The organism is Reyranella sp. (assembly GCF_036558665.1).
GTDB lineage: Bacteria > Pseudomonadota > Alphaproteobacteria > Reyranellales > Reyranellaceae > Reyranella.
Map to the genome: position 1 here is coordinate 46,369 of NZ_DATBFE010000071.1, position 22,552 is coordinate 68,920.

Annotated in this window: 21 protein-coding genes; 8 read left to right on the forward strand and 13 right to left on the reverse strand. The window is 65.0% G+C overall.

The features are described 5' to 3' along the window. Positions 1 to 45: 45 nt before the first annotated feature. The 6 genes from VH499_RS11450 to VH499_RS11475 form a co-directional block, all read right to left on the reverse strand. Positions 46 to 840 carry a 2-keto-4-pentenoate hydratase gene (locus VH499_RS11450; protein ID WP_332052860.1) on the reverse strand — a complete coding sequence of 265 codons (795 nt, stop codon included), beginning with the start codon at positions 838 to 840 and terminating at the stop codon, positions 46 to 48. Between the two features lie 92 nt (positions 841 to 932). Further along, positions 933 to 3,179, reverse strand: coding sequence for a 3-hydroxyacyl-CoA dehydrogenase NAD-binding domain-containing protein (locus VH499_RS11455; RefSeq protein ID WP_332052861.1), 2,247 nt, complete (start codon positions 3,177 to 3,179; stop codon positions 933 to 935). 109 nt (positions 3,180 to 3,288) lie between these two features. Continuing rightward, the gene (locus VH499_RS11460) at positions 3,289 to 4,500 is read right to left on the reverse strand and encodes an acetyl-CoA C-acetyltransferase (RefSeq protein ID WP_332052862.1); all 1,212 of its coding nucleotides are present in this window, start codon (positions 4,498 to 4,500) and stop codon (positions 3,289 to 3,291) included. Positions 4,501 to 4,625: 125 nt separating this feature from the next. Next, positions 4,626 to 5,765: an acyl-CoA dehydrogenase family protein gene (locus VH499_RS11465; RefSeq protein ID WP_332052863.1), complete on the reverse strand. Its 1,140-nt coding sequence runs from the start codon at positions 5,763 to 5,765 to the stop codon at positions 4,626 to 4,628. Between the two features lie 147 nt (positions 5,766 to 5,912). Continuing rightward, positions 5,913 to 7,427 carry a 3-hydroxyacyl-CoA dehydrogenase gene (locus VH499_RS11470; protein ID WP_332052864.1) on the reverse strand — a complete coding sequence of 505 codons (1,515 nt, stop codon included), beginning with the start codon at positions 7,425 to 7,427 and terminating at the stop codon, positions 5,913 to 5,915. Between the two features lie 114 nt (positions 7,428 to 7,541). After that, entirely contained in the window at positions 7,542 to 9,449 is a 1,908-nt protein-coding gene (locus VH499_RS11475) for a propionyl-CoA synthetase (RefSeq protein WP_332052865.1), read from the reverse strand. 77 nt (positions 9,450 to 9,526) lie between these two features. Between VH499_RS11475 and VH499_RS11480 the strand changes: the two genes are divergently transcribed. Together VH499_RS11480 and VH499_RS11485 are read left to right on the forward strand one after the other, a co-directional pair. Beyond that, complete coding sequence (locus VH499_RS11480) at positions 9,527 to 11,383, forward strand: acyl-CoA synthetase (RefSeq protein ID WP_332052866.1); 1,857 nt, start codon at positions 9,527 to 9,529, stop codon at positions 11,381 to 11,383. A gap of 55 nt (positions 11,384 to 11,438) precedes the next feature. Then, entirely contained in the window at positions 11,439 to 12,746 is a 1,308-nt protein-coding gene (locus VH499_RS11485) for an SrfA family protein (protein ID WP_332052867.1), read from the forward strand. Between the two features lie 104 nt (positions 12,747 to 12,850). Here the strand turns inward: VH499_RS11485 and VH499_RS11490 are convergent, their stop codons facing one another. Beyond that, positions 12,851 to 13,027, reverse strand: a complete 177-nt coding sequence (locus tag VH499_RS11490; RefSeq protein WP_332052868.1) for a YdcH family protein — start codon at positions 13,025 to 13,027, stop codon at positions 12,851 to 12,853. Between the two features lie 112 nt (positions 13,028 to 13,139). Here VH499_RS11490 and VH499_RS11495 point away from each other — a divergent pair, with 112 nt between their 5' ends. After that, positions 13,140 to 13,706: a UbiX family flavin prenyltransferase gene (locus VH499_RS11495; RefSeq protein WP_332052869.1), complete on the forward strand. Its 567-nt coding sequence runs from the start codon at positions 13,140 to 13,142 to the stop codon at positions 13,704 to 13,706. Here VH499_RS11495 and VH499_RS11500 read toward each other — a convergent pair. After that, positions 13,703 to 14,281 carry a TIGR02444 family protein gene (locus VH499_RS11500; RefSeq protein ID WP_332052870.1) on the reverse strand — a complete coding sequence of 193 codons (579 nt, stop codon included), beginning with the start codon at positions 14,279 to 14,281 and terminating at the stop codon, positions 13,703 to 13,705. The two genes, VH499_RS11495 and VH499_RS11500, sit on opposite strands and share 4 nt — an antisense overlap. A gap of 90 nt (positions 14,282 to 14,371) precedes the next feature. Between VH499_RS11500 and VH499_RS11505 the strand changes: the two genes are divergently transcribed. The 3 genes from VH499_RS11505 to VH499_RS11515 all read left to right on the forward strand — a co-directional run bounded on the left by VH499_RS11505 (position 14,372) and on the right by VH499_RS11515 (position 16,292). Beyond that, on the forward strand, positions 14,372 to 14,596 hold the full coding sequence (locus tag VH499_RS11505) for a YdcH family protein (protein WP_332052871.1): 225 nt from the start codon (positions 14,372 to 14,374) through the stop codon (positions 14,594 to 14,596). Between the two features lie 21 nt (positions 14,597 to 14,617). After that, complete coding sequence (gene purE / locus VH499_RS11510) at positions 14,618 to 15,139, forward strand: 5-(carboxyamino)imidazole ribonucleotide mutase (RefSeq protein WP_332052872.1); 522 nt, start codon at positions 14,618 to 14,620, stop codon at positions 15,137 to 15,139. Positions 15,140 to 15,209: 70 nt separating this feature from the next. Then, a complete protein-coding gene (locus VH499_RS11515; RefSeq protein ID WP_332052873.1) occupies positions 15,210 to 16,292 on the forward strand; it encodes a 5-(carboxyamino)imidazole ribonucleotide synthase in 1,083 nt (360 codons plus the stop codon). On the opposite strand, the gene VH499_RS11520 is transcribed toward VH499_RS11515, so the two are convergent. Beyond that, entirely contained in the window at positions 16,289 to 16,936 is a 648-nt protein-coding gene (locus VH499_RS11520; protein ID WP_332052874.1) for a COQ9 family protein, read from the reverse strand. The two genes, VH499_RS11515 and VH499_RS11520, sit on opposite strands and share 4 nt — an antisense overlap. Before the next feature lie 125 nt (positions 16,937 to 17,061). On the opposite strand from VH499_RS11520, the gene rpsU reads away from it, so the two are divergent. Further along, complete coding sequence (gene rpsU, locus VH499_RS11525; RefSeq protein ID WP_020696578.1) at positions 17,062 to 17,265, forward strand: 30S ribosomal protein S21; 204 nt, start codon at positions 17,062 to 17,064, stop codon at positions 17,263 to 17,265. Between the two features lie 64 nt (positions 17,266 to 17,329). Here the strand turns inward: rpsU and VH499_RS11530 are convergent, their stop codons facing one another. Further along, the gene (locus VH499_RS11530; RefSeq protein ID WP_332052875.1) at positions 17,330 to 18,478 is read right to left on the reverse strand and encodes an amidohydrolase family protein; all 1,149 of its coding nucleotides are present in this window, start codon (positions 18,476 to 18,478) and stop codon (positions 17,330 to 17,332) included. Positions 18,479 to 18,936: 458 nt separating this feature from the next. On the opposite strand from VH499_RS11530, the gene VH499_RS11535 reads away from it, so the two are divergent. Next, positions 18,937 to 19,350 carry a hypothetical protein gene (locus VH499_RS11535; RefSeq protein WP_332052876.1) on the forward strand — a complete coding sequence of 138 codons (414 nt, stop codon included), beginning with the start codon at positions 18,937 to 18,939 and terminating at the stop codon, positions 19,348 to 19,350. A 55-nt stretch (positions 19,351 to 19,405) separates the two neighbouring features. On the opposite strand, the gene VH499_RS11540 is transcribed toward VH499_RS11535, so the two are convergent. The 3 genes from VH499_RS11540 to VH499_RS11550 are packed head-to-tail and all read right to left on the reverse strand — an operon-like array spanning position 19,406 to position 22,428. Then, complete coding sequence (locus VH499_RS11540) at positions 19,406 to 20,812, reverse strand: NAD(P)(+) transhydrogenase (Re/Si-specific) subunit beta (RefSeq protein ID WP_332052894.1); 1,407 nt, start codon at positions 20,810 to 20,812, stop codon at positions 19,406 to 19,408. 17 nt (positions 20,813 to 20,829) lie between these two features. After that, on the reverse strand, positions 20,830 to 21,258 hold the full coding sequence (locus VH499_RS11545; protein WP_332052877.1) for an NAD(P) transhydrogenase subunit alpha: 429 nt from the start codon (positions 21,256 to 21,258) through the stop codon (positions 20,830 to 20,832). 9 nt (positions 21,259 to 21,267) lie between these two features. After that, positions 21,268 to 22,428 carry a Re/Si-specific NAD(P)(+) transhydrogenase subunit alpha gene (locus tag VH499_RS11550; RefSeq protein ID WP_332052878.1) on the reverse strand — a complete coding sequence of 387 codons (1,161 nt, stop codon included), beginning with the start codon at positions 22,426 to 22,428 and terminating at the stop codon, positions 21,268 to 21,270. Positions 22,429 to 22,552 lie beyond the last annotated feature (124 nt).

The following is a 22,552-nucleotide window of genomic DNA, read 5'->3' on the forward strand; positions in this document are numbered from 1 at the left end:
CCACTGAAGTGCGCACGCCTTTGAGAGCGTCTGCGGCAGCCGGGCCTACTTGACGGTGATCTCGGCGCTGCCGAGGCCGACGAATTCCGCCTTGACCTTCCCCGGCCCCGCCAGGAACTGCGGCGGGTGGACGGAGCCCGTCAGCACCACGTCGCCGGCCTGCAGGTGCTTGCCATGCGAGATCAGCTTGTTCGCGAGCCAGGCGAGCGAGATCAAGGCGCCGCCCATGACATTGGCGCCCGGTCCGGCGCCGATCTCCCTGCCCTCGAACTCGGTGCGCCCCTGCACCTTGGCGAAGTCGAGCTTCTGCCAGTCCTTGATCTCCGTGCCGACGATGCACGCGGCCTGCAGGACGTCGTCGGCGATGCGGCCGGGGCCACCCAGTTGAGAGACGTCGCCGTAGCGATTCTCGACCACTTCCATGCCGCAATAGAGATTGGCGACGCAGGGCTTGATGCTGTCGGCGGTGTAAGGCGCATTGCCGGCGGCCACGTCGCGCGCGATCCGCACCACCATCTCGCACTCCACGCCGGCCTTGATTGGCCAGCCGGGCTGAAACACCTCGCCGCTTTGGCGGACGCCATCCTGATAGATGCCGGCGAAGGCCGGCCCCGAGAGCTTCAGCGGCTCGTATTGCGCCGGCACGGCGAAGGCCACCTTCCATCCTGCCAGACGGTTCTGCCCTCTGTCGGTGAGCCGGTCATGCACCGCGAACTGGACCTTGTAGGCTTCCTCCTCCGAAAGCCCGGCGGTCGCGCCGGCAAGGAAGTCCATCGGGACCCGCGCGCGGCGGAACTCGGCGATACGATCGGCCAGCGCTTCGATTTCCTGGATGTTCACGAGGAGTCCCTCCCGATTTCGGATCGGGAGGGATATTTGCCGCGACCTTACGTCGACGCAAGCGGGCGTGGCGCCTTGGCGAAATTGCCGCGCTATGCCGCCTTAGCAACTTGCTGGCCGTAGAAGCTCTCACCCTTCGCCGCCATGTCGCGCAAGAGCTTCGGCACCTTGAATTGCGGACCGTACTTCCTGGCGAGCTGGCCGCACTCGGCAACGAACTGCTGCACGCCGACCTGGTCGATCAGGCTGATCGCGCCGCCAGTCTGCGGTGCGAAGCCGAGCCCCATGATCGAGCCGACATCGCCGTCCTGTGGCGCCGTCAGCACCTTGGCTTCGAGGCAGCGTGCGGTGTCGACTGCCTGAACGTAGAGCAGGCGCTTCTTGATCTCGGTCTCCTTGGCGCGCTTTGCCTCGCCCTCGCCATAGAGCAGCTCGGGGTTGGGCGGAAAGTGCTTGGCGAGGTCCGGCCACAGGCGCTTCTTGCCATCGGCCGGATAGTCGTAGAACCCCTTGCCGTTCTTGCGGCCGAAGCGCTCCAGCTTCTTCACCATCAGCTCGAGAACGTCCTCGGTGCCGGAGGCGTCGTACTTCTTGCCGGCCGCTTCGGCATCGCGCCGTGTCTGGTCCATGATCTTCCATGAAAGATCGATCGCGACCTCGTCGTTCAGCGCCAGCGGGCCCACCGGCATGCCGGCCAGACGCGCGCAGTTCTCGATCATCGCCGCGGGCACGCCCTCCTTCAGCAACCGATGGCCCTCGCTGATGAAGGCGCCGCAGACGCGCGACGTGAAGAAGCCGCGGCTGTCGTTCACCACGATCGGGGTCTTTCGGATCTTCTGTACGAAGTCCATCGAGCGCGCGAGCGTCTCGGGCGAGGTCTTCTTGCCGACGATGATCTCCACCAGCGGCATCTTCTCGACGGGCGAGAAGAAATGCAGGCCGATGAAGTTCTTGGGCCGCGCCGACGCCTCGGCGAGACCGGTGATCGGCAGCGTCGAGGTGTTCGAGGCGAAGATGGCATCCGTCGCGAGCTCGGCCTCGGCCTTCCTGGTCGCTTCGGCCTTCACTTCGCGATTCTCGAACACCGCTTCGATCACGAGCTGACAGCCCTTGAGCGCGGCGAAGTCCGGCGTTGCTGTCACCTTGGCCAGCAGTGAGTCCCGCCTGGTCTGGTCCATGTGCCCGCGCTTCACAAGCTTGTCGAGCTCGGAAGCAATATGCGCCTTGCCCTTGTCGGCCGAGGACTGGTCGCGGTCGACGAGCACGATCTCGAGGCCTGCCTTCACCGAGACCGCCGCGATGCCCGCCCCCATCAAGCCGGCGCCGAGGATGCCGATCCTGCTGTATTCCTGCTTCGGCACGTCCTTGGGACGGCGGGCGAGCTTGTTCGCTTCCTGCAGGCCGAAGAACAGCGTGCGGATCATGCTCTTGGCCACGGGATCGCGCAGCAGCGACACGAAATAGCGTGTCTCGACCCTGAGCGCCGCATCGAAGGGAAGCTGCAGACCCTCGTAAACGCAGCTCATGATCGCCTTGGGCGCGGGATAGACGCCGTTGGTCTTGCCCGCAATCATGGCATTGCCGCCGATGAAGGTCTGGACGCCGACGGGGCTCCACACCTGACCGCCGGGGAAGCCCGGTACCTTGAAGCCCTTGCGGTCCCAAGGCTGCACCGCGCGGCCGTCGATTGCCTTGGCGCCCTTGCCGGCATATTCCGGCACGACCTGCTCCGACGCCGGCGCCACCAGCCACTCCTTGGCCTTGGCCAGAAGTTGATCCGCCGGCACGACCTCATGGATCAGCCCCATGCCTTTGGCGGTCTCGACCGGCAGGTCCTTGCCCTCGAGCAGGATGGGCGCGGCGTTCATCACGCCGATCAGCCGCGGGATCCGCTGCGTGCCGCCACCGCCCGGCAGCAGGCCGATCTTCACCTCGGGCTGTCCAACCTTGGCTTTCGGGTTGGCCGCCGCGATGCGATGGTGGCAGGCGAGGCAGATCTCGAATCCGCCGCCCAGCGCCGTGCCGTTGATCGCCGCCACCATCGGCTTGCCGCCGGTCTCCTGGCGACGGAACATCTTCTGGAGCTGGCTGAACTGGTCCATCAGCTTCGTCGCATCGGACGTGTCGACGTTCAGCAGCATGTCGAGATCGGCACCGGCGATGAAGTCGGCCTTGCCCGAGGTGAGGATGATCCCCTTCACCTTCTCGTCCTTGAGCGCCTTCTCCAGCGCCTCGGCATAAGCCGCCAGCGAGGCCTCGTTCAGCACGTTCATCGTGCGTCCCGGCATGTCCCACGTGATGGTGGCGATGCCGTCACTGTCGACGTTGTAATTGATCATTGGTCGAATCCCTATTGCTGGAGCAGCGGTCATCGTCTTCCGGACCCGGAGCCTCTGGCTCGCTCACGATCATGAGCGAGCGGGACGCTCGCGGTCCGGAAGAGTCTGATCACACGCGTTCGATGATCGTGGCGGTGCCCATGCCGGCGCCGACGCAGAGTGTGGCCAGGCCGGTCGAGAGGTCGCGTCGCTCCATCTCGTCGAGCAACGTTCCCAGGATCATGGCGCCGGTCGCACCAAGCGGATGGCCCATGGCGATGGCGCCGCCGTTCACGTTGATCTTGTCGTGCGGCATCTTGAGGATCTGCAGGTAGCGCAGCACGACCGCGGCAAAGGCCTCGTTCAGCTCGAACAGATCGATGTCCTTCACCTCCATGCGGGCGCGCTTCAGCGCCCGCTCGGAAGCCGGCGCCGGTCCGGTCAGCATGATCGCGGGCTCCGAGCCGATCGAGGCGAAGGAGCGGATACGAGCGCGCGGCTTCAGGCCAGCCTTCTGACCGAACTTCTTGGTGCCGATCAGGATCGCGGCGGCGCCATCGACGATGCCCGACGAGTTGCCGGCGTGATGGACGTGATTTACCTTTTCGATCTCGGGATAACGCTGCAGCGCCACGGCGTCGAAGCCGGGCATGGCCTCGCCCTGCATCTTGAAGCTGGGCTCGAGCGCCGCCAGCGTCTGCATGGTCGTATTGGGCCGCATCAGCTCGTCGTGGTTCAGGAGTTCGATGCCGTTCCGGTCCTTCACCGGCACGATCGACTTCTTGAAGTAGCCATTGTCCCAGGCGTGCTTGGCACGCTTCTGCGACTCAACAGCGTAGGCGTCGACATCGTCGCGGCTCATGCCGTATTTGGTCGCGATCACGTCGGCCGAGATCCCCTGAGGCAGGAAGTACATCGGGATCGCCACCGCCGGATCGACCGGCCAGGCGCCGCCGTCGGAGCCCATCGGGACGCGGCTCATGCTCTCCACGCCGCCGCCGATCGTGGCCTGGCTCTGGCCCGACATCACCTGAGCGGCAGCCATGTTGGTGGCTTCGAGACCCGAGGCGCAGAAGCGGTTGATCTGCACGCCTGGTACGCTCTCGTCGAAACCGGCGCGGACGGCGGCCACGCGGGCGATGTCCGCGCCCTGCTCGCCGATCGGCATGACACAGCCCAGCACCACATCGTCGACCAGCTTCGTGTCGAGCCGGTTGCGGTCGCGAATCGCCTCGAGCGCCGTCGTCGCGAGTCGGATCGGCGTCACCTCGTGCAGCGCGCCGTCCTTGCGGCCTTTGCCGCGCGGCGTGCGGACGGCGTCGTAGATATATGCGTCGGTCATGGTGCTTCTCCTTGAATCCCTATCTTCCTCCTCTCCCCCGCGAGGGGGAGAGGGCGGGTGAGGGGGTGGCACACACCCCCTTCAACCCCCTCACCTGACCTCTTCCCCTATCGGGGGAGAGGAATTCAAAGCGTCCTTCCGATCAGTTCCTTCATGATCTCGTTGGTGCCGCCGTAGATCTTCTGCACGCGGCTGTCGGCGTAGAGTCGCGCGATCGGATATTCCCACATGTAGCCGTAGCCGCCGAAGAACTGCAGGCACTGGTCCATCACCTCGCACTGGAGGTCGGTTGTCCAGTACTTGGCCATGGCGGCCGTCGCGACGTCGAGTTCGCCCTCGAGATGGCGTGCTACGCAGTCGTCGACGAAGACGCGCGCTATATGCGCCTTGGTCTTGATCTCGGCCAGCGTGAAACGCGTGTTCTGGAAGTCGACGATCGCCTTGCCGAAGGCTTTGCGTTCCTTCACGTAGGCGAGCGTATGCGACAGCGCCGCGTCAATGGCAGCGATCGCCTGGATGGCGATCACCAGTCGCTCCTGCGGAAGCTGCTGCATGAGCTGGATGAAGCCCATGCCCGGGCCGCCCAGCACGTGATCGGCGGGCACGCGGACATTGTCGAAGAAAAGCTCCGACGTATCCTGCGCCTTCATGCCGATCTTTTCGAGATTGCGGCCGCGCCTGAAGCCCGGCGTATCGGTCTCGACCGCGATCAGCGAAGTGCCCTTGGCGCCGAGCTTGGGATCGGTCTTGGCGACCACGATCACGAGATCGGCCAGCTGGCCGTTGCTGATGAAGGTCTTGGAGCCGTTGATCACCCAGTGATTGCCGTCCATCACCGCGTTGGTCCTGACCGACTGCAGATCGGAGCCCGTGCCGGGCTCGGTCATGGCAATAGCCGTCACCAGCTCGCCTGAGCAAGCCTTTGGAATCCACCTCTTCTTCTGCTCCTCGCTGCCGTAGTACAGCAGGTAGGGAACGACGATATCGTTGTGCAGCGAGAAGGCGGGGCCGGAGGCGATTGCCCGACCCTGTTCCTCGATAAGAATGGCGCTGTACAGGAAGTCCACGCCGGCCCCGCCGTACTGCTCCGGCATCGTCATGCCCAAGAGTCCCTGCGCACCGGCCTTGCGCCACAGCTCGCGCGGCACCATGCCCTCCTGCTCCCATTTCATATGGAAGGGGACGACTTCCTTCTCGAAGAACCGCCGGCAGGTCTCGCGAAAAAGCTCATGCTCGGGCGTGTAATGCGCGGCCAAGGCGGTCACGGCGGATTCCTCTGCTGTTGTTGGGGCCTGTCTTGCCGCCGACTCTGGTCTTCCGGCGGGGAGCGCGCCAGTGATGGCTTAGCTAGTTTACCTTTACGTAAACGTCAACCTTGGAATGCTTCCGGGCGACCCTGTCGCAGAGGGATCTCATTCCACTGTCGTCGCGCTGAGACCGAGCATGGCGCGGCGGCGCAGCCACTGGCTGGGGCGATAGCGGTCGTCGCCGGTGATGGCCTGCATCTGGACGAGGATCTCGTGGCAATCCTTGACGCCCAGCCAATCGGCCAGCGCCAGCGGGCCGCGCGGATAGTTGAGGCCGAGCGTCATGGCGGTGTCGACGTCGGCGGCCGAGGCGATCCCGATCATCGCCATCTCGCAGCCAAGATTTGCGATCATCGCGCACATGCGCTGGGCGATGAAGCCCGGTGAATCCTTGATCAAGGTCACCTTGGCGCCGGAGCGGGCCAGGATCGCGGCCGCGGCATCGCGCACCAGATCGTCGGCGCCGGGGGCGGTCATGATGGTGAGGCGCTTGGCAATGTCCCCCGTCAGATCGATCGCAACGGTGCGCCGCGGATCGAGGCCGCGCTCGACGACGACGGTGGTGCAGTCCTTGCCGATCGGCGCCACCAGGATCGGACTCCGCCCGTCGTCGGCCGCGAGCGGCTTGGCGCCAGACGACATCACGAGGCCGACGAGCTTGTCGTTGTGGCTGTCGATCACCACGACGCTCGTCGCCGGCACGACCGACGGCACGTGATCGGCGCGGGGATCGATCTTCGCGCCCTTGGCGTCGTAGTTGTACCAGCCCGCGCCGGTCTTGCGGCCGAACTTGCCGGCCGCATAGAGACTCTCGTGATAGGGGCTCGGCGTCATGCGCCGGTCGTGGAAGAAGCCCTCGTAGATGATGTTGCGCGCGGGAAAGTTCACATCGATACCGGTCAAGTCCATCAGTTCGAACGGCCCCATGCGGAAGCCGCAGCTGTCGCGCATCACGGCATCGATCTCGCTGACCGTCGCCCGGCCTTCCTGATAGATGCGCAGGCCTTCGGTGCCGATCGCCGTGCCGCCGAGATTGACCAGGAAGCCCGGCGTATCGCCCACCACGACAGGCACGCGGGTCTGGCGCTTGCCCAGCGCCACCATGGCATCGATCGCCCATTGCGCGGTGTCGGCGGCGCGGATCACCTCGACGAGCTTCATCAGCGGCACGGGATTGAAATAGTGCATGCCGCAGACGCGATCGCGGCGCTTCAGGGAACTTGCGATCGAGGCGATGCGGATCGACGAGGTGTTGGAGGCGAGAATCGTTTCCGGTGCCACCACCGCTTCCAGTTCGCCGAACAGCTTCCGCTTCACGTCGAGATTCTCGAACACGGCTTCAACGACGATGTGGCAGGCCTTCAGATCTTCGAGCTTGCCGGCGACGGCGAGATGGCCCTCGGTCTTGGCGACGTCCGCATCCGTCAGCCGTCCCTTGACGACCAGCCCCTTGAGCGTCTCGACGATCCCTGCTCTCGCCTTGGCCGCGCCACCCTCGGCGGCGTCGAACATGATCGCCTTCATGCCGCCCTGCGCCGTCACCTGCGCGATCCCTCGCCCCATCGCGCCAGCGCCCACGATGCCGACGACGAGATCCGGGCGGCTGATATCGAGAGTCATACCCACGTTCCTTCTCTACTCGCTCAAGTTCTTTTGGACCGCGAGCGTCTCGCTCGGCTCAGACGCATGTGAACGCGCAAACGAGCGAGCCGGAGGCTCGCGGTCCTGAAGATATCACCCCTTCGCCGCGAACCCCGCAGCCTTCAGGCCATCCTTGATCTCGTCCAGCACGACCGGATCCTCGATCGTTGCCGGCATGGTCCAGGGCTGGTTGTCGGCCATCTTCTGGATGGTGCCGCGCAGTATCTTGCCTGAGCGCGTCTTGGGCAGCCGTTGCACGACCAGCGCACTCTTGAAGAAGGCGACAGGGCCGATGCGGTCACGCACCATCTGCACGATCTCGCTCGTGATCTCCTGGTCCGGTCGGCTGACGCCCGCCTTCAATACGACAAAGCCCAGCGGCACCTGTCCCTTCAGCTCATCGGCCACCCCGATCACCGCGCATTCGGCGACGTCGTCGTGTGCGCCCAGCACCTCCTCGATCTGCCCGGTCGAAAGCCGATGGCCCGCAACATTGATCACGTCGTCGACGCGCGTCATCACCGAGACATAGCCGTCGTGGTCGATGAAGCCCGCATCGCCCGTCTTGTAGTAGCCCGGAAACTCCGTGAGATAGCCCTGCTTGTAACGCTCGTCGGCGTTCCACAACGTCGGAAAGGTGCCCGGTGGCAGCGGCAGCCTGGCGGCAATCGCACCTACCTCGCCGCGCTTCACCGGATGGCCGGTCTCATCGAGCACCTCGAGGTGCCAGCCGGGCGCCGGCACCGAGCAGGATCCCGGCTTGATCGGCATGGGATCGAGGCCGACGAAATTGCCGCAGATCACCCATCCGGTCTCGGTCTGCCACCAGTGATCGACCACCGGCACGCCCAGCAGCCGCTGCGCCCATTCGATGGTCGGCGGATCGCCGCGCTCGCCGGCGAGAAAGAGCGTGCGGAACTTCGAGAGATCGTACTTCCTGAGAAGCTTGCCCTCGGGATCCTCACGCTTGATCGCGCGAAAGGCGGTCGGCGCGGTGAACAGGGCCACCGCCTTGTGCTCGGAGATCACGCGCCAGAAGGCGCCAGCGTCGGGCGTGCCCACGGGCTTGCCCTCGTAAAGGATCGAGGTCGCGCCGTAGATCAGCGGACCGTAGACGATGTAGCTGTGCCCCACGACCCAGCCCACGTCCGAGGCGCACCACCACACCTCGCCCGGCTCGACGCCGTAGAGGTTCTTCATCGACCAGTGGAGCGCCACGCAATAGCCGCCGGTGTCGCGCACCACTCCCTTGGGGAAGCCGGTCGTGCCGGATGTATAGAGGATGTAGAGCGGATCGGTCGCCTTCACCGGCACGCAGCCATGCGGAACGGACGCCGCGACAGTCTCCGTCCAGTCGAGATCCCGGCCCTTCACCATCGTTGCCGGCCCCTGCGGCCGCTGCAAGACGATGACCTTGGGCACCTTGTGCTTCGCGTGCTCGATCGCCTCGTCGAGCATGGGCTTGTAGTGCACCACACGCGCCGGCTCGACGCCGCACGAGGCCGTCAGCACCAGCTTGGGCTGGCAGTCGTCGATGCGGCTCGCGAGCTCCTTGGCCGCGAAGCCGCCGAACACCACCGAATGGATGGCGCCCAGCCGCGCGCAGGCGAGCATCGCCATCACCGCCTCCGGAATCATCGGCATGTAGATGACGACACGGTCGCCCTTGCCCACACCCAGGGTGGCGATGGCGCCGGCGAGCCTGGCGACATGGTCGCGCAGCTCGCGATAGGTGAAGGTCTTCCTGCTGCCGGTGACGGGAGAATCGTAGATCAGCGCCGCTTGGTCGGCGCGGCCACGCTCGACATGGCGGTCGAGCGCGTTATGGCAGGCATTGAGCTCGCCGCCCGCGTACCAGCGGTAGAACGGCGCCTGCGACGAATCGAGCACCTTGTCCCAGCGCTTCGTCCAGTCGATCGCTTCTGCCTGATCCGTCCAGAAGCCGTCCCGATCATCGAGTGAGTGCTTGTGCACTGCGTGGTATTTGTCGCCGACGGCCATTGTTTCCCTCCCTCCTCCTGCGCGGTTTGATGCGCTAGGATCGACCAACTGACAAGGGCCTCGGGTAGGGAAGACGCATGGCCAAAGGAAAAGGCAAGAGCACCGGCAAGGGCAAAACGACGCGACCGCCAAGACGCAAGGCCGCCAAGGCGCGGAAGCCGGTCGTCAAGGCGACGCGTCGAGCGGCGAAGCCTGCGCCGAAGGCGGCGCCCGCGCCTAAGCCTATTGTGCTCCGGCGATCGGCCAAGAACCGGGCTTCAGTAGTTCACCTGCCGACGTCACGTCCGGCACCGCACAAGGCGCCGCCGCTCAGCGCCAGCATCTACGAACGCGATCTCGACAAGACGCCGGCGAACCATGCACCACTGACGCCGCTGCAGTTCCTGGAGCGCAGCGCCTCCGTCTATCCTGACCGTCTTGCACTGGTGCACGGGCCGCGCCGGCAGACCTGGGCCGACACCTATGCGCGTTGTCGCCGGCTCGCCTCGGCGCTGGAGAAGGTCGGCATCGGAACCGGCGACACGGTCACGATCATGGCGCCCAACATCCCCGAGATGTACGAGGCCCATTTCGGCGTGCCGATGACGGGCGCCGTGCTGAACTCGCTCAACACCCGGCTCGATGCCGCGATGCTGGCCTTCATCCTCGACCACAGCGAGACAAAAGTGCTGCTGGTGGACCGTGAATATCATCGCGTCATGACCGAGGCGCTGGGGCTCGCCAAGGTACAGCCACTGGTGGTCGATATCGACGATCCGCAATGCGACGATCGTGCCCAGATCGGCGATACCACGTACGAGGACTTCATCGCCTCGGGCGATCCCGACTATGCGTGGGACTACCCCGCTGACGAGTGGAACGCGATCTCGCTCAACTACACGTCGGGCACGACAGGCAATCCCAAAGGCGTCGTCTACCATCACCGCGGGGCGGCGCTTTCCGCCTACGGCAATGCAACCCAGTGGGCGATGGGGTGGCATCCTGTCTATCTCTGGACGCTGCCGATGTTTCACTGCAACGGCTGGTGCTTTCCGTGGACGCTGGCGCTCGTCGCGGGCACGTCGGTTTGCCTGCGCCGCGCATCGGCCAGGACCATCTTCGATGCGCTGGTCGATCATGACGTGACGCACATGTGCGGCGCGCCGATCATCATGCAGTTCATCATCGGCGCCACGCCGGAGGAGCGACGGCCGCTCGAGCGCCGCGTCGAGTTCATGACCGCCGCCGCCCCACCGCCGGCCGCGGTGCTGGAGGCGCTCGAGAAGGAGAATTTCCGCGTCACACACGTCTATGGGCTGACCGAAGTGTACGGACCGGCGACGGTCTGCTCGTGGCATGACGATTGGGACACCCTGGATCCGGCCGAACGGGCACGGCTGAAGGCGCGCCAGGGCGTCCGCTATGCCGCCGAGGACGCCGTGACGGTGATGGATCCCATGACCATGCAGGAGGTGCCGCGCGACGGACAGACCATGGGCGAGGTCATGTTCCGCGGCAACCTCGTGATGAAGGGCTACCTCAAGAACGCTCACGCCACGCGCGAGGCATTCGAGGGCGGCTGGTTCCACTCGGGTGACCTCGGCGTGCTGCACCCAGACGGCTATCTCGAACTGCGCGACCGTTCCAAGGACATCATCATCTCGGGCGGCGAGAACATCTCGACCATCGAGGTCGAGAGCGTGATCATCAAGCATCCCGCGGTCGCCAACGTCGCGGTTGTGGCGAAGCCCGACGACAAATGGGGCGAAACCCCGTGTGCATTCGTCGTGCTGAAGCCGGGCTCGGCGGCCACCGCCGAGGAGATCGTGGCCCACTGCCGGGCCAACCTTGCAGGCTACAAGTGCCCGCGCCACATCGTCTTTCGCGACCTGCCCATGACCTCGACAGGCAAGGTCCAAAAGTTCGTGTTGCGCGATTGGGCGAAGGCGGTCTGACAGCCGCTCCCGTACCATCGCTCCGCCACAATCGGCCGCCTAATCTCGCCGCGGAATGTCGGGCGAGAGTACGCTTGTTGTCACCACGGGCAGCGGCATGCAGCCCCTGGGTGTGCGTGGTGAACCGCTGCACAATTCGGCCATCCAGCTCGGCCGCATTGTGCGCCGGAGGCTCGGCGACGGGATTGCCGACCTTCTCGCCGAGCCGCAACTCCACGCCGACGGAAAGGGCATCGACTGGTACGCCAACTGGACCGGCGGGGTCCGCAACATCACCGATTTCGACCCCAGGGAGCGCGGCGAGATCCTGTCACGGGTCGATCGCGGCCTGATCGAGATCGGCCGGCTCGGGCAGAGCCTCGCCGCCGCCGGCAGCGCCGAGGACACAGGCCTGATCGGCCGCTCGCTGCAGCTTGCCGCTCGCCGGCCCGCCGAATCGTTCGTGTTCGTGGTGGGCGACAAGCCGGTCGTGGTCTGCTGGGGCTACGAGAAGGAAGCGGCAAGCGGCTTGCTGCCGCCGAGGCTGCCCCGCCCTGTGGCTATGCGTCGTTCCGTCCTCGCCACGCCGAGTCAGCTGCCTGTAGCCCCGTCCGTTGCCGTCCGCGGCACGTCGATCCCCTGGCTCCGGACGCTCCTGCTGGCCGTGCCTTTGCTGGCCCTGTTGCTGGAGAGCGTCTGGTTGCTGCGGGACGTGCTGCCCGTCGCCCCGGCCCTCGCTATCGCCACCCGGGAAGCGCCGGATGCGCTGCCGCCGGCCGCCGCGGCGCCTGTCGATCGGAAACCGATCCTGAAGGCGTCCTTGTCGCAGGAAGACGCGCGCGCCAAGGCACTGCAGATCGAGCTGGCCACGGTCGAGGGGGAGCTCAAGAAGCGGATCGGCGACTGCAAGCCGCCGAGCCCGCCGCCGGCACCCAAGCCGCCGGCCCAAGCCGCCGTCGCGCCGCCACCGCCCAAGGCGACACCGCAGGCGCGCCCGCCATCCGACAATCGCCTCCGCCTGCCAAGCGGCCCGACCCGGGACTTCTCCTTCCTGGAGGGCTGCTGGCGCAGCGATCCGTTCCGCCACGAGATCACGCAGTTCCAGCCTGGCGTCTCTTCCTACTGCTTTGATTCCAATGGCTATGGCCAGCTCGAATGGCGACGCGGCCGCGTTGCCTGTCGTACTGCCGCCCAGGCGCAGTTCGACGGCTCAACGCTCACACTGCACGACCGGGATACGACCTGCAACGACGGCTCGCACTGGTTCGCCGACAGGCTCGTGTGCCGGCGTGGTGCAGACAATGTCGCGCAATGTGGCGGCTATTCCCGAGGGGGCGCGTTCGGACCGACCACATGGACCGTGAACCTGCACAAACTCCAGTAGCCGTTCCGCCGCAAAGCGACGCGGCGGACCACGCCCGCGGGCCGTTGCCGAATGGCTACCCTCCCCAGCGGGGGTAGGTCTTCTGACGATATCGGATTGTGGGTCTAGTGAGGCTTTTGCGAGATCAGCCGCGTGATCTCGTCCTTTATCTGCAATTTTCGCTTCTTAAGGCTGCAGATCGCCTCGTCATCGGGGTGCGGGCGGGCATTCTCTTCATTGATCGCATGCTCCAGCATCGCATGCTTGGCCTTCAACGCTTCGATGTGGTCTACGGCACTCATAGACACCTCCGAGCTGGTTGCCGACCCAAAAACTGTGACTCCATCGGCAGCGCAAGTCACGGCCAAATCGACCGTCGCCGCCGGTTATGCGAATTCGGGTAGGATGGTCAGCATGACTGACCCGTGCCGGCTGATCGTGGGCATTTCCGGTGCCTCCGGAGTGATTTTTGGTGTTCGGCTGCTCGAGGGCCTGAAGGCGCTGCCGGTGGAAACCCATCTGGTAATGACGCGCACGGCCGAGTTGACGCTCGCACACGAGACCGACTTCAGGGCGAGCGACGTGCGGCGGCTCGCGGATGTGGCATACAAAATCGACGACCTGGCTGCTGCGATTTCGAGTGGGTCATACCGGACCATGGGAATGATCGTGGCGCCCTGCTCGATGCGCAGCTTGAGCGAGATCGCCCACGGCATCACCAGCAACTTGCTGACGCGAGCCGCCGACGTCGTGCTGAAGGAACGCCGCAAATTGGTCTTGGTTGCCCGGGAAACGCCACTTCATGCGATTCACCTGCGCAACATGACGTCGCTCGCGGAAATGGGGGTGATCATCGCGCCCCCTGTGCCTGCCTTCTACAACAGGCCAAAGACACTGGACGAGGTCGTCAACCACACGGTCGGACGGATTCTGGATCTTTTCGACCTCGATACCGGCAAGGTGAAGCGCTGGCGGACCTAGTGGTTGTCGACCGGCCCGGCAAGACCGACTGTGCGGTTGATCTCCGTCCTCACAAGATCGGGAAACGTCGCCGCCACCAGCGCGGCGACGGCCCGCCTATCCTTCTCGTCCGGAGTCACGCCCAGACACACGGCATAGACGCCGAGATTTCCCACTGCCGCCCGCAGGCGCTTATCCACAGGACGGTCGCGCTCGGCGAGAGGCGCATGGAGCATCGCCAGCTTGAGCTGCTCGGCATGCTCGGCCGCAAGCTCCGCGTCGGCCACCCGCCGACGGGTAGCCTCGACGGTCTCCGGCAAGGCCGAGGCCCAGCTCCGGTCCTTGAGGAGTTTCCGCACCTCGCGCAACGGTCGAACGATCTCTGCCTGCCAAACATCGCTGACCTTGAGGATCGTGCGCAACCGTTCTGCCGTCAGGGTCGGACGGCCCGACGCTCCCAGCCAGCAGCAGAACAGCAGTACATTGACGTCGCATCCTCGCCGCTCCTGCAGGTCGAGGCAGGCTTCGGCCACCCCTTCGCCGCCATAGAGTTCCAGCGAGAAGTTCCAGAAAGGATGGGGCAGAAAATCCGACATAGCGCGTAGGGTTATGCTTCCCTTTGGGCGGCCGAAGGGGTACACGGCGCGCATCCATGTGGCTAGCCCACCAGGACGAGCGCGCCGGGCATGAACGACGACAGGCCTTCGGAACCGCAGGACGCTGAGGCACTCAGAGCCAAGCTTGCAGCGCTGAAGAGCGAGCACCGCGACCTCGACGAGGTGATCGACCGCCTGATCGAGAAGGCTCCTTTCGACCAGCTCCAGCTGCAGCGACTGAAGAAGCGCAAGCTTGGCCTCAAGGACCAGATTCTCAAGTTGGAAAGCCAGCTCATCCCCGACATCATTGCCTAGCAGACGCTTCCCGAACGCCAAATGGCCAAATCTTCCGTCAAACGCCGTCCACTGGTCGGCCTGATCATGGGCAGCCAGTCGGACTGGGTGACCATGCGTCACGCCGCCGATACGCTCCAGGCTCTGGGCATCGCCTGCGAGGCCCGCATCATTTCCGCCCACCGCACTCCCAGACGCCTCGTTGCCTATGCCTCGGGGGCCCGGCGTCGCGGCCTCAAGGTGATCATTGCCGGAGCCGGAGGCGCTGCGCATCTGCCCGGCATGACCGCCTCCATGACGCCGTTGCCGGTATTGGGTGTGCCGGTCGAAAGCGCAGCCCTGAAGGGCATGGACAGTCTTCTTTCCATCGTCCAGATGCCGGCTGGAGTACCTGTGGGAACCCTTGCTATTGGCAAGTCGGGGGCCGTCAATGCCGCCATCTTGGCGGCGTCCATCATTGGTCTTGGCGACGCCAAGATCATGGCCGCCGTCGAACACTGGCGAGCGGGCCAGACCGATGCGGTCGCGCATGCACCCTCGGACGAGGCGGCGGGCCAGCGCTGACGAGATGGTCAAGTCGCAGTTTGGCCCGCGGACTTCCAGGCCGCTCACGAGCACGCAGGATGTCCCTAGTGTGAAGGACGGCGAAGTCCTGCCCCCCGGATCGACCATCGGCATCCTGGGAGGCGGTCAACTGGGACGCATGACCGCCATGGCGGCCGCCAGGCTTGGCTACCGTTCGATCGTCTATGCTCCTGAGGCGCATTCCATCGCCGGCGATGTTGCCGTCGCCCATGCCCAGGGCGCCTATGACGATCGCGCCGCCCTTGCCCGCTTTGCCGCACAGGTCGACGTCATCACCTACGAGTTCGAGAACGTGCCCGAGGCGACGGTGGCCGAATGCGCACGCCATCGCGCCGTACGGCCGGGCACGAAGCCGATCCATTTTGCCCAGCATCGGCTGCGCGAGAAGGAATTTTTTCGCGAATCCGGACTGGGAACCGCGGAGTATCAGCGGGTCGCAAGCGACGCCGACATTGCAGCGGCCACCGCGCTGCCCGGCATCCTCAAGACCTGCACGGAGGGATATGACGGCAAGGGACAGGCTCGCGTCGGGACACGGGAGGAACTCGCTGCAGCGTGGCATGCACTCGATCGGCGGGAATGCATCCTCGAGGGCTTGGTCGATTTCCGGTGCGAGATTTCGGCCATTGTCGCTCGCGGCCTCGACGGTCGATCGCGCAGCTTTCCGATCGGCCTCAACGATCATCGCGACGGCATCTTGCGGACGACGGCCGTGCCCGCCGGCCTGCCGCCAGAGATACAGGCAACTGCCGAAAGTTACGGCCTGAAACTGGCCGAAAGCCTCGATCTGGTGGGTCTGGTCGCGCTCGAGATGTTCGTGACCAAGGATGGCCGCGTGCTCGCCAACGAGATGGCCCCTCGGCCGCACAATTCGGGCCACTGGACGATCGACGCCTGCGCCACCAGCCAGTTCGAGCAGCTCGTGCGTGCCATCTGCGGCCTGCCATTGGGCGCGGTCGAGATCATCGCCCCTACGCGCATGGTCAACCTGATCGGCGAGGAGGCCAACGACTGGGCGCGCTATCTCGCCGAGCCGATGGCGCGGCTGCACCTTTATGGCAAGGGCAAGGCCCGCCCCGGCCGCAAGATGGGGCATGTCACCTACGTCATCCCGCCGAAGCGGTCAGCCTAGCGGCGTGCGGCGGTACGAACCCGGTCGCCCGGGCGCCACGAACGCATGCGGGCTTTCAGCTTCTCGACCTGCATCACATTGTCGATCCGCCGCTCCAGAAAGCTCCAGGTGGCCTCGCTACCGGGCGATCGGTCGTTCAGCCAGTAAAGCAGGGTCGAGGAATAGACCGCCGCCAGCGTCGCCCGCTTGGTGTAGAAGTTGAAATCGGTGCTGGTATCGCCGGCCGCATACCACATGGCGTCGATCGTGTGGTAAAGCAGCCGCGCGGCGAGCGGGGCGTTGAACGGCAATGCCAGCAATGCCAGTGCGCGTCGCGCCGCCTCACGGTTGCCGGCGTGGCGCTCCAGGCGGATGCGGACGGCGGCGCGGATGCGATCGCGGATCTTGAGACCGAGGACGCCTTCGGCCTCCAGATCCTCGACCATGCGCCGGTCGGCCCGCTCACTCACATAGGCCAGGACGTCAAGCGGCCCACCGGGAAACAGACGCTCATCTTCGCCCGGGGGCAGGTCGAGGGACCGCGCTGCGGCCCGAATTGAGGTCCGGCTCCAGCCGTCGAAGGCGGCCTCATTGGCGATGGCGTCCGTTAGTCGGTCGCGCAGGGCCGAATCCAGATCGTCCTGAGAGGGACTGGCCTCATCCATTGGACAAATATAGGCCTCCGTGCAGGGCTTCCCAAGGGCCGGGGCGTATGATACCTACCCGCCTCCCGAATTCGCGGCCCCGGGGCTTTCGCCAGGGCCCGTCAGCTTGGAAGGAAGCGATCGAAGTGCAGGTTCTCGTCCGCGAAAACAATGTCGATCAGGCGCTCCGCGTCCTGAAGAAGAAGATGCAACGTGAAGGCATCTTTCGCGAGATGAAGCTCCGGCGTAACTACGAGAAGCCCTCCGAGCGCCGTGCCCGCGAGCGCGCAGAAGCGATCCGTCGCACCCGCAAGCTGATGCGCAAGCGCATGGAGCGCGAAGGCTACTAGCTCTTCCAGTTCGGACCAAATGACGACCCTCGGCACCGCCGGGGGTTTTTTGTTTGCCGGGAAATCAGTTCAGCCCGTAGAGGCGCGCAACGTTGTCGTGGACAATCTTCTTCTGCACGCCTTCGGCGAACCCGGCGAGGTTCCTCGCCAGCGTCTCGCGCGAGTTCGGCCAGATGCAATCGGGATGCGGGTAGTCGGCCCCCCAGATGATATTGTCCTCGCCGATCAGCGGCACGATCGGCTCCAGATACTTGTCCTGCTGGTAAGTGACATAGCCCTGGCGCCTGAAATAGTCGCTGGGCTTCAGCCGGAAGCCGAGGCCGCGCGCACGGTCGTGATACTCGGTGTCGAGGCGGTCGAATATATAGGGCAGCCACGTCACGCCCGATTCGCCCAGCACGAAATTGAAGTCCGGATATTGCTCGCATGCGCCCGATGCCAGCAGCGAGACCAGCACCTCCATCGTATCGAGCTGGAACAGGGCGGATCGTACCAGCCGCCACTGGATCGCGAGCTGCCTCTCCATCTCGGGCGTATCCGGCGCCCGCAGCCCTTTGAAGCCGGTCGAGTGGAACGAAATCGGGAACCGGCATTCGGCAGCGGCCTGCCACAGCACGAACCAGTCACGATGATAGAGCGGCAGGCTCATGCGCTTGAAGGCGAGGTCGCCGCCCTTCAAGCCCATGCGGGCGCAACGCCTCACTTCGGCGGCAGCCGTTGCCGGATCGGTGTTGGGTATGATGGCGAGCGGGAACACGCGGTTCGGATCGGAGCGCTTCGCGAAGTCGGCCGCCCAGTCGTTGTAGCGTGCGTCGACCCAGGCGCGCAGGTCAGCCTCCTCGATCAGGTCGTTGACCATCAGGCAGCCGTAGATGATCTCCTTCTCGAGCCCGTCGCGGTCGAGATCAGCCAGGCGCAATTGCGGCGTGGTCGGCCGCGGCTTCGCTCCGGGATAGCTGTCCCATTCAAAGCCGGCCTCCTTCATTTCGTCGATGTGGCCGAAGGAGCCCTTGGTGTAGGGCAGGAAACCCGGGCCGACGCCGTTCCACATGCCACGATCCTTGTCATCCACGAACCAGTGCTGCCCGTCATTGCGTTCCTCGACGCGCGGCGCGGTCTTCCTCCATTGGGCAGGTGCCTGAGAGGACCAGAGATCGGTCGGGCAATAGGTGAGATCGATGTGATTGTCGCCGGAAATGAGTTCGTGGTGCATGAGCGGCGGTCCCTCATCTGGCCGGGCGCACCGACGGCGGTACCCGGCGTTTGACGATGGTACGGCGGCCTCTGCCCCTTCCCAAGCCTTGAGTTGCCGAGAATCCGCGCAGCAGGCGGATCTTCCCTGTGGCTTGGATGTGACTTCGTCGGCGAGCGTCGGGGCGAGCCTGCAACATCGGGCCGGGCTCGAACATTGTGTTACTGCCCATCCCCCCTTCGTTGGGCATGCGAACCTCCTGCCGGGGGAAGCAGCACGGTTCAATGCGTCAAGTAACGAACGACCCTCGGGAATTGCGCAAAAGGCCATTCGCAATTTCCGGGGGTCAGCTTGGCACGGAGCGACTGGCGCCGGCCTCGGGCCGGCCGCATTTGCCTTGGTTTGAACCCTTTGGCGGCGCGCGCAACGGTCCCACGGCCCTGTCGTTCTTTTGTTGGAACATTCAGAGGAGAAGGCCGATGACCAAGATCTCGCTGATCGCAGCCTGTGCCGTGGTCCTATCCGGCTCGGCCGCGCTGGCGCAAGGCAACTGGATGCCGCCGGGTCCCAGCAGCGGCCCCGGCGGTGCCAGCGGCGCGGCACCGACACGCGATGTCGGCACTCAGCCCAATGTCGGCAACAACCCGAGCGCAGCAACCACCTCCAGCAGCATGACGCAGCAGGAGAACAAGCAGACGAGCGCCGGCCAGTGGGCGCCGGGCCAGACCTACTACAACCAGCAGCAGGCCGCCGCACCGATGAACGAGGAGATCGGGGCGGGCGGACGCATGCGCCATCGTGTGGCGATCACCGACGAATATGGCTTCCACTATGACAGCCGCGGCGATCGGTTGAACGGACAAGGCTACGTGATCTCACCGCATACCCGGTGACCAATCGAAAAAGCAGGGGAAGGCCACCATCGGGTGGCCTTCTCCATTTACGGCCTCAGTGCGCCGAGCCTTCCAGCGCCTTGACGATGTTCTCGCACATGACCTTGGCGTCCGCGAACAGCATCATCGTGTTGTCGCGGAAGAAGAGCTCGTTCTCCACGCCGGCATAACCCGAGGACATGCCGCGCTTCACGAACAGCACGGTCTGCGCCTTCTCCACGTCTAGAATCGGCATGCCGTAGATCGGGCTCTTCGGATCGGTCTTGGCCGCCGGGTTGGTGACGTCGTTGGCGCCGATCACGAACGCCACGTCGGTCGAGGCAAAATCCCGGTTGATGTCGTCGAGTTCGAACACTTCGTCGTAAGGCACGTTGGCTTCGGCCAGCAGGACGTTCATGTGGCCCGGCATGCGGCCGGCCACGGGATGGATGGCGTAGCGAACATTGACGCCGCGCGCCTTCAGGATGTCGGCCATCTCGCGCAGCGCATGCTGTGCCTGAGCGACCGCCATGCCATATCCCGGCACGATGATCACCGAGCTCGCATTCTCCATCAGGAAGGCCGCGTCCTCGGCCGAGCCCGCCTTCACCGGCTTGTCGGTCTTGGCAACGGCAGGTCCGGCCGCGCTCGAATCGGTACCGAAACCGCCCAGGATCACGTTGAAGATCGAGCGGTTCATGCCCTTGCACATGATGTAGCTCAGGATCGCGCCCGACGAGCCCACCAGCGCGCCGGTCACGATCAGCGCCGTATTGCCGAGCGTGAAGCCGATGCCGGCCGCCGCCCATCCCGAATAGGAATTGAGCATCGACACCACCACCGGCATGTCGGCGCCGCCAATCGGCAGGATCAGCAGAAAGCCGACGGCGAGCGACAACAGGATCAGCAGGATGAACGTCACCGGATGGCCGGCATTGGCGAACCAGATCAGCAGCAGCAGGAGGACAATGCCGATCAGGGCATTGAGCGGATGCTGACCGCGGAACACCAGCGGAGCGCCGGAGACCAGGCCCTGCAGCTTGGCGAAGGCCACGATCGAGCCGGTGAAGGTGATGGCGCCGATAATGGTGCCAAGCCCCATCTCGACCAGACTTTGCGTACGGATGTGACCCGGCGTGCCGATACCGAAGGCATCCGGTGAGACGAATGCCGCACCAGCCACGAACACCGCCGCGAGGCCGACCAGCGAATGGAAGGCGGCGACGAGCTGGGGCAGCGCCGTCATCTGGATGCGCATCGCTACCACCGTGCCGATCGCGCCGCCGATCAGCAGGCCGACGACGATCAGCCATGGCGAGACGATGCCGGGCGAAGCGACGGTGACGCCGATCGCCACGATCATGCCGACGATGCCATAGAGATTGCCGCCGCGCGCGCTGACAGGCGAGGACAGCCCGCGCAGCGCCATGATGAAGCAGATGGCCGAGATCAAATAGCCGTAAGCGGCCAGTTCATGGGTGATCACTGTTGCTGCCTCGCCTACTTCCTGGCCGGCTGTTTCTTCTTGAACATCGACAGCATGCGATGGGTGACGATGAAGCCGCCGAAGATGTTCACGGCAGCAAGCGTCACCGCGATGCCGCCGAAAAGCTGCGCCGCCCCCAGGCCGCGCAATCCGGCGGCCAGGAGCGCGCCGACGATGATCACGGAGGATACGGCGTTGGTCACGGACATCAGCGGCGAATGCAGCGCCGGCGTCACCCGCCAGACCACGTAGTAGCCGACGAAGCAGCCCAGTGCGAAGATCGTGAGCAGCGCCACGAACGGCATGTGCCCGCTTTCAGGGGCCGCGGCCGGAGTTTGCGCGGCGAGATCCGTGATCTGCTGCGCCAGGTTCTTGAGGTGTACGGCGAGCTCCTGCGTTTGGCTCGCGATCCTGGCCGCTTCGCCGGCGATTCTGTCGTCCATGGCCTTCTCCTAGTTCTGGCCGGGATCTTGGCTGAGGGAGGGGTGCACGATCTGTCCGTCGCGGGTCACGAGCGTGCCCTTCACGACTTCATCGTCGAGATCGATCTTCAGCGTCTTGGTTTCCTTGTCGACCATGGGCGTGATGAAGTTCAGCAGATTGCGTGCGAACAGCGACGAGGAGTCGGTCGGCAATTCGGCCGGCAGGTTGGCGGGGCCGATGATCTTCACGCCATACTGCTCCACCACCTTGCCGTATTCCGAGAGTGGACAGTTGCCACCCTGCTCCACCGCCATGTCGACGATCACCGATCCGGGTTTCATGGTCTTGACCATCTCTTCCGTCACCAGGATCGGCGCCTTGCGTCCGGGAACCAGCGCCGTGGTGACGACGATATCCTGATTCTTGACATGATCCGCGACGAGCGCGGCCTGCTTGGCGCGATATTCCGCGCTCATCTCCTTCGCATAGCCGCCCGCCGTCTCGGCCGCCTTGAACTCCTCGTCCTCCACGGCGACGAACTTGCCGCCGAGCGAATGAACCTGCTCCTTGGTTGCCGGCCGCACGTCGGTCGCGGTGACGATGGCGCCAAGCCGGCGTGCCGTGGCGATCGCCTGCAGGCCCGCGACCCCCACGCCCATGATGAAGGCGCGCGTCGGTGCGAGCGTGCCGCCGGGCGTCATCATCTGCGGGAAGATGCGGCCAAAATTGTCCGCTGCCAGAAGGACCGCCTTGTAGCCGGCCAGATTGGCCTGCGAGGACAGGATATCCATCGACTGGGCTCGGGTGATGCGCGGGATCAACTCCAGCGCGAATGCCGTCACGCCTTTCGCGGCAAGCGCCCCCACCAGTTCGCGGTTGGTGAGCGCACCGAGTGGCGACATCAGCGTCTGACCGCCGTGCAGCAGACCGATTTCGTCGAGCCCTTCCTCCGACGCCATGGGTCGCTGGATCTTGAAGACGATATCGCCCGCCGCCGCGGCAGACGCCGCGTCTGGCACGATATTTGCGCCAGCGTCGGCGTAGGCCTGATCGGTATAGGCTGCGGCGGCGCCCGCGCCTGTTTCCAGGATCACCTCTGCTCCCAGCGCCTTCAGTTTTTTGACGGTCTCGGGCGTCGCCGCCACTCGGGTCTCGTGCGGCCGGCGTTCTTTCAGAATGGCGATTTTCATGGAGCGCTGTCAGGTCCGTTGGAGGCGCGAAGGGTCGGGGAGCGAACATGCCGAGCCATGGCATCTTTGCCAAGCCGCTTTTTCGCCGCGTGAGACGCGTGCATTTACCTCCTGCGCAGATGCA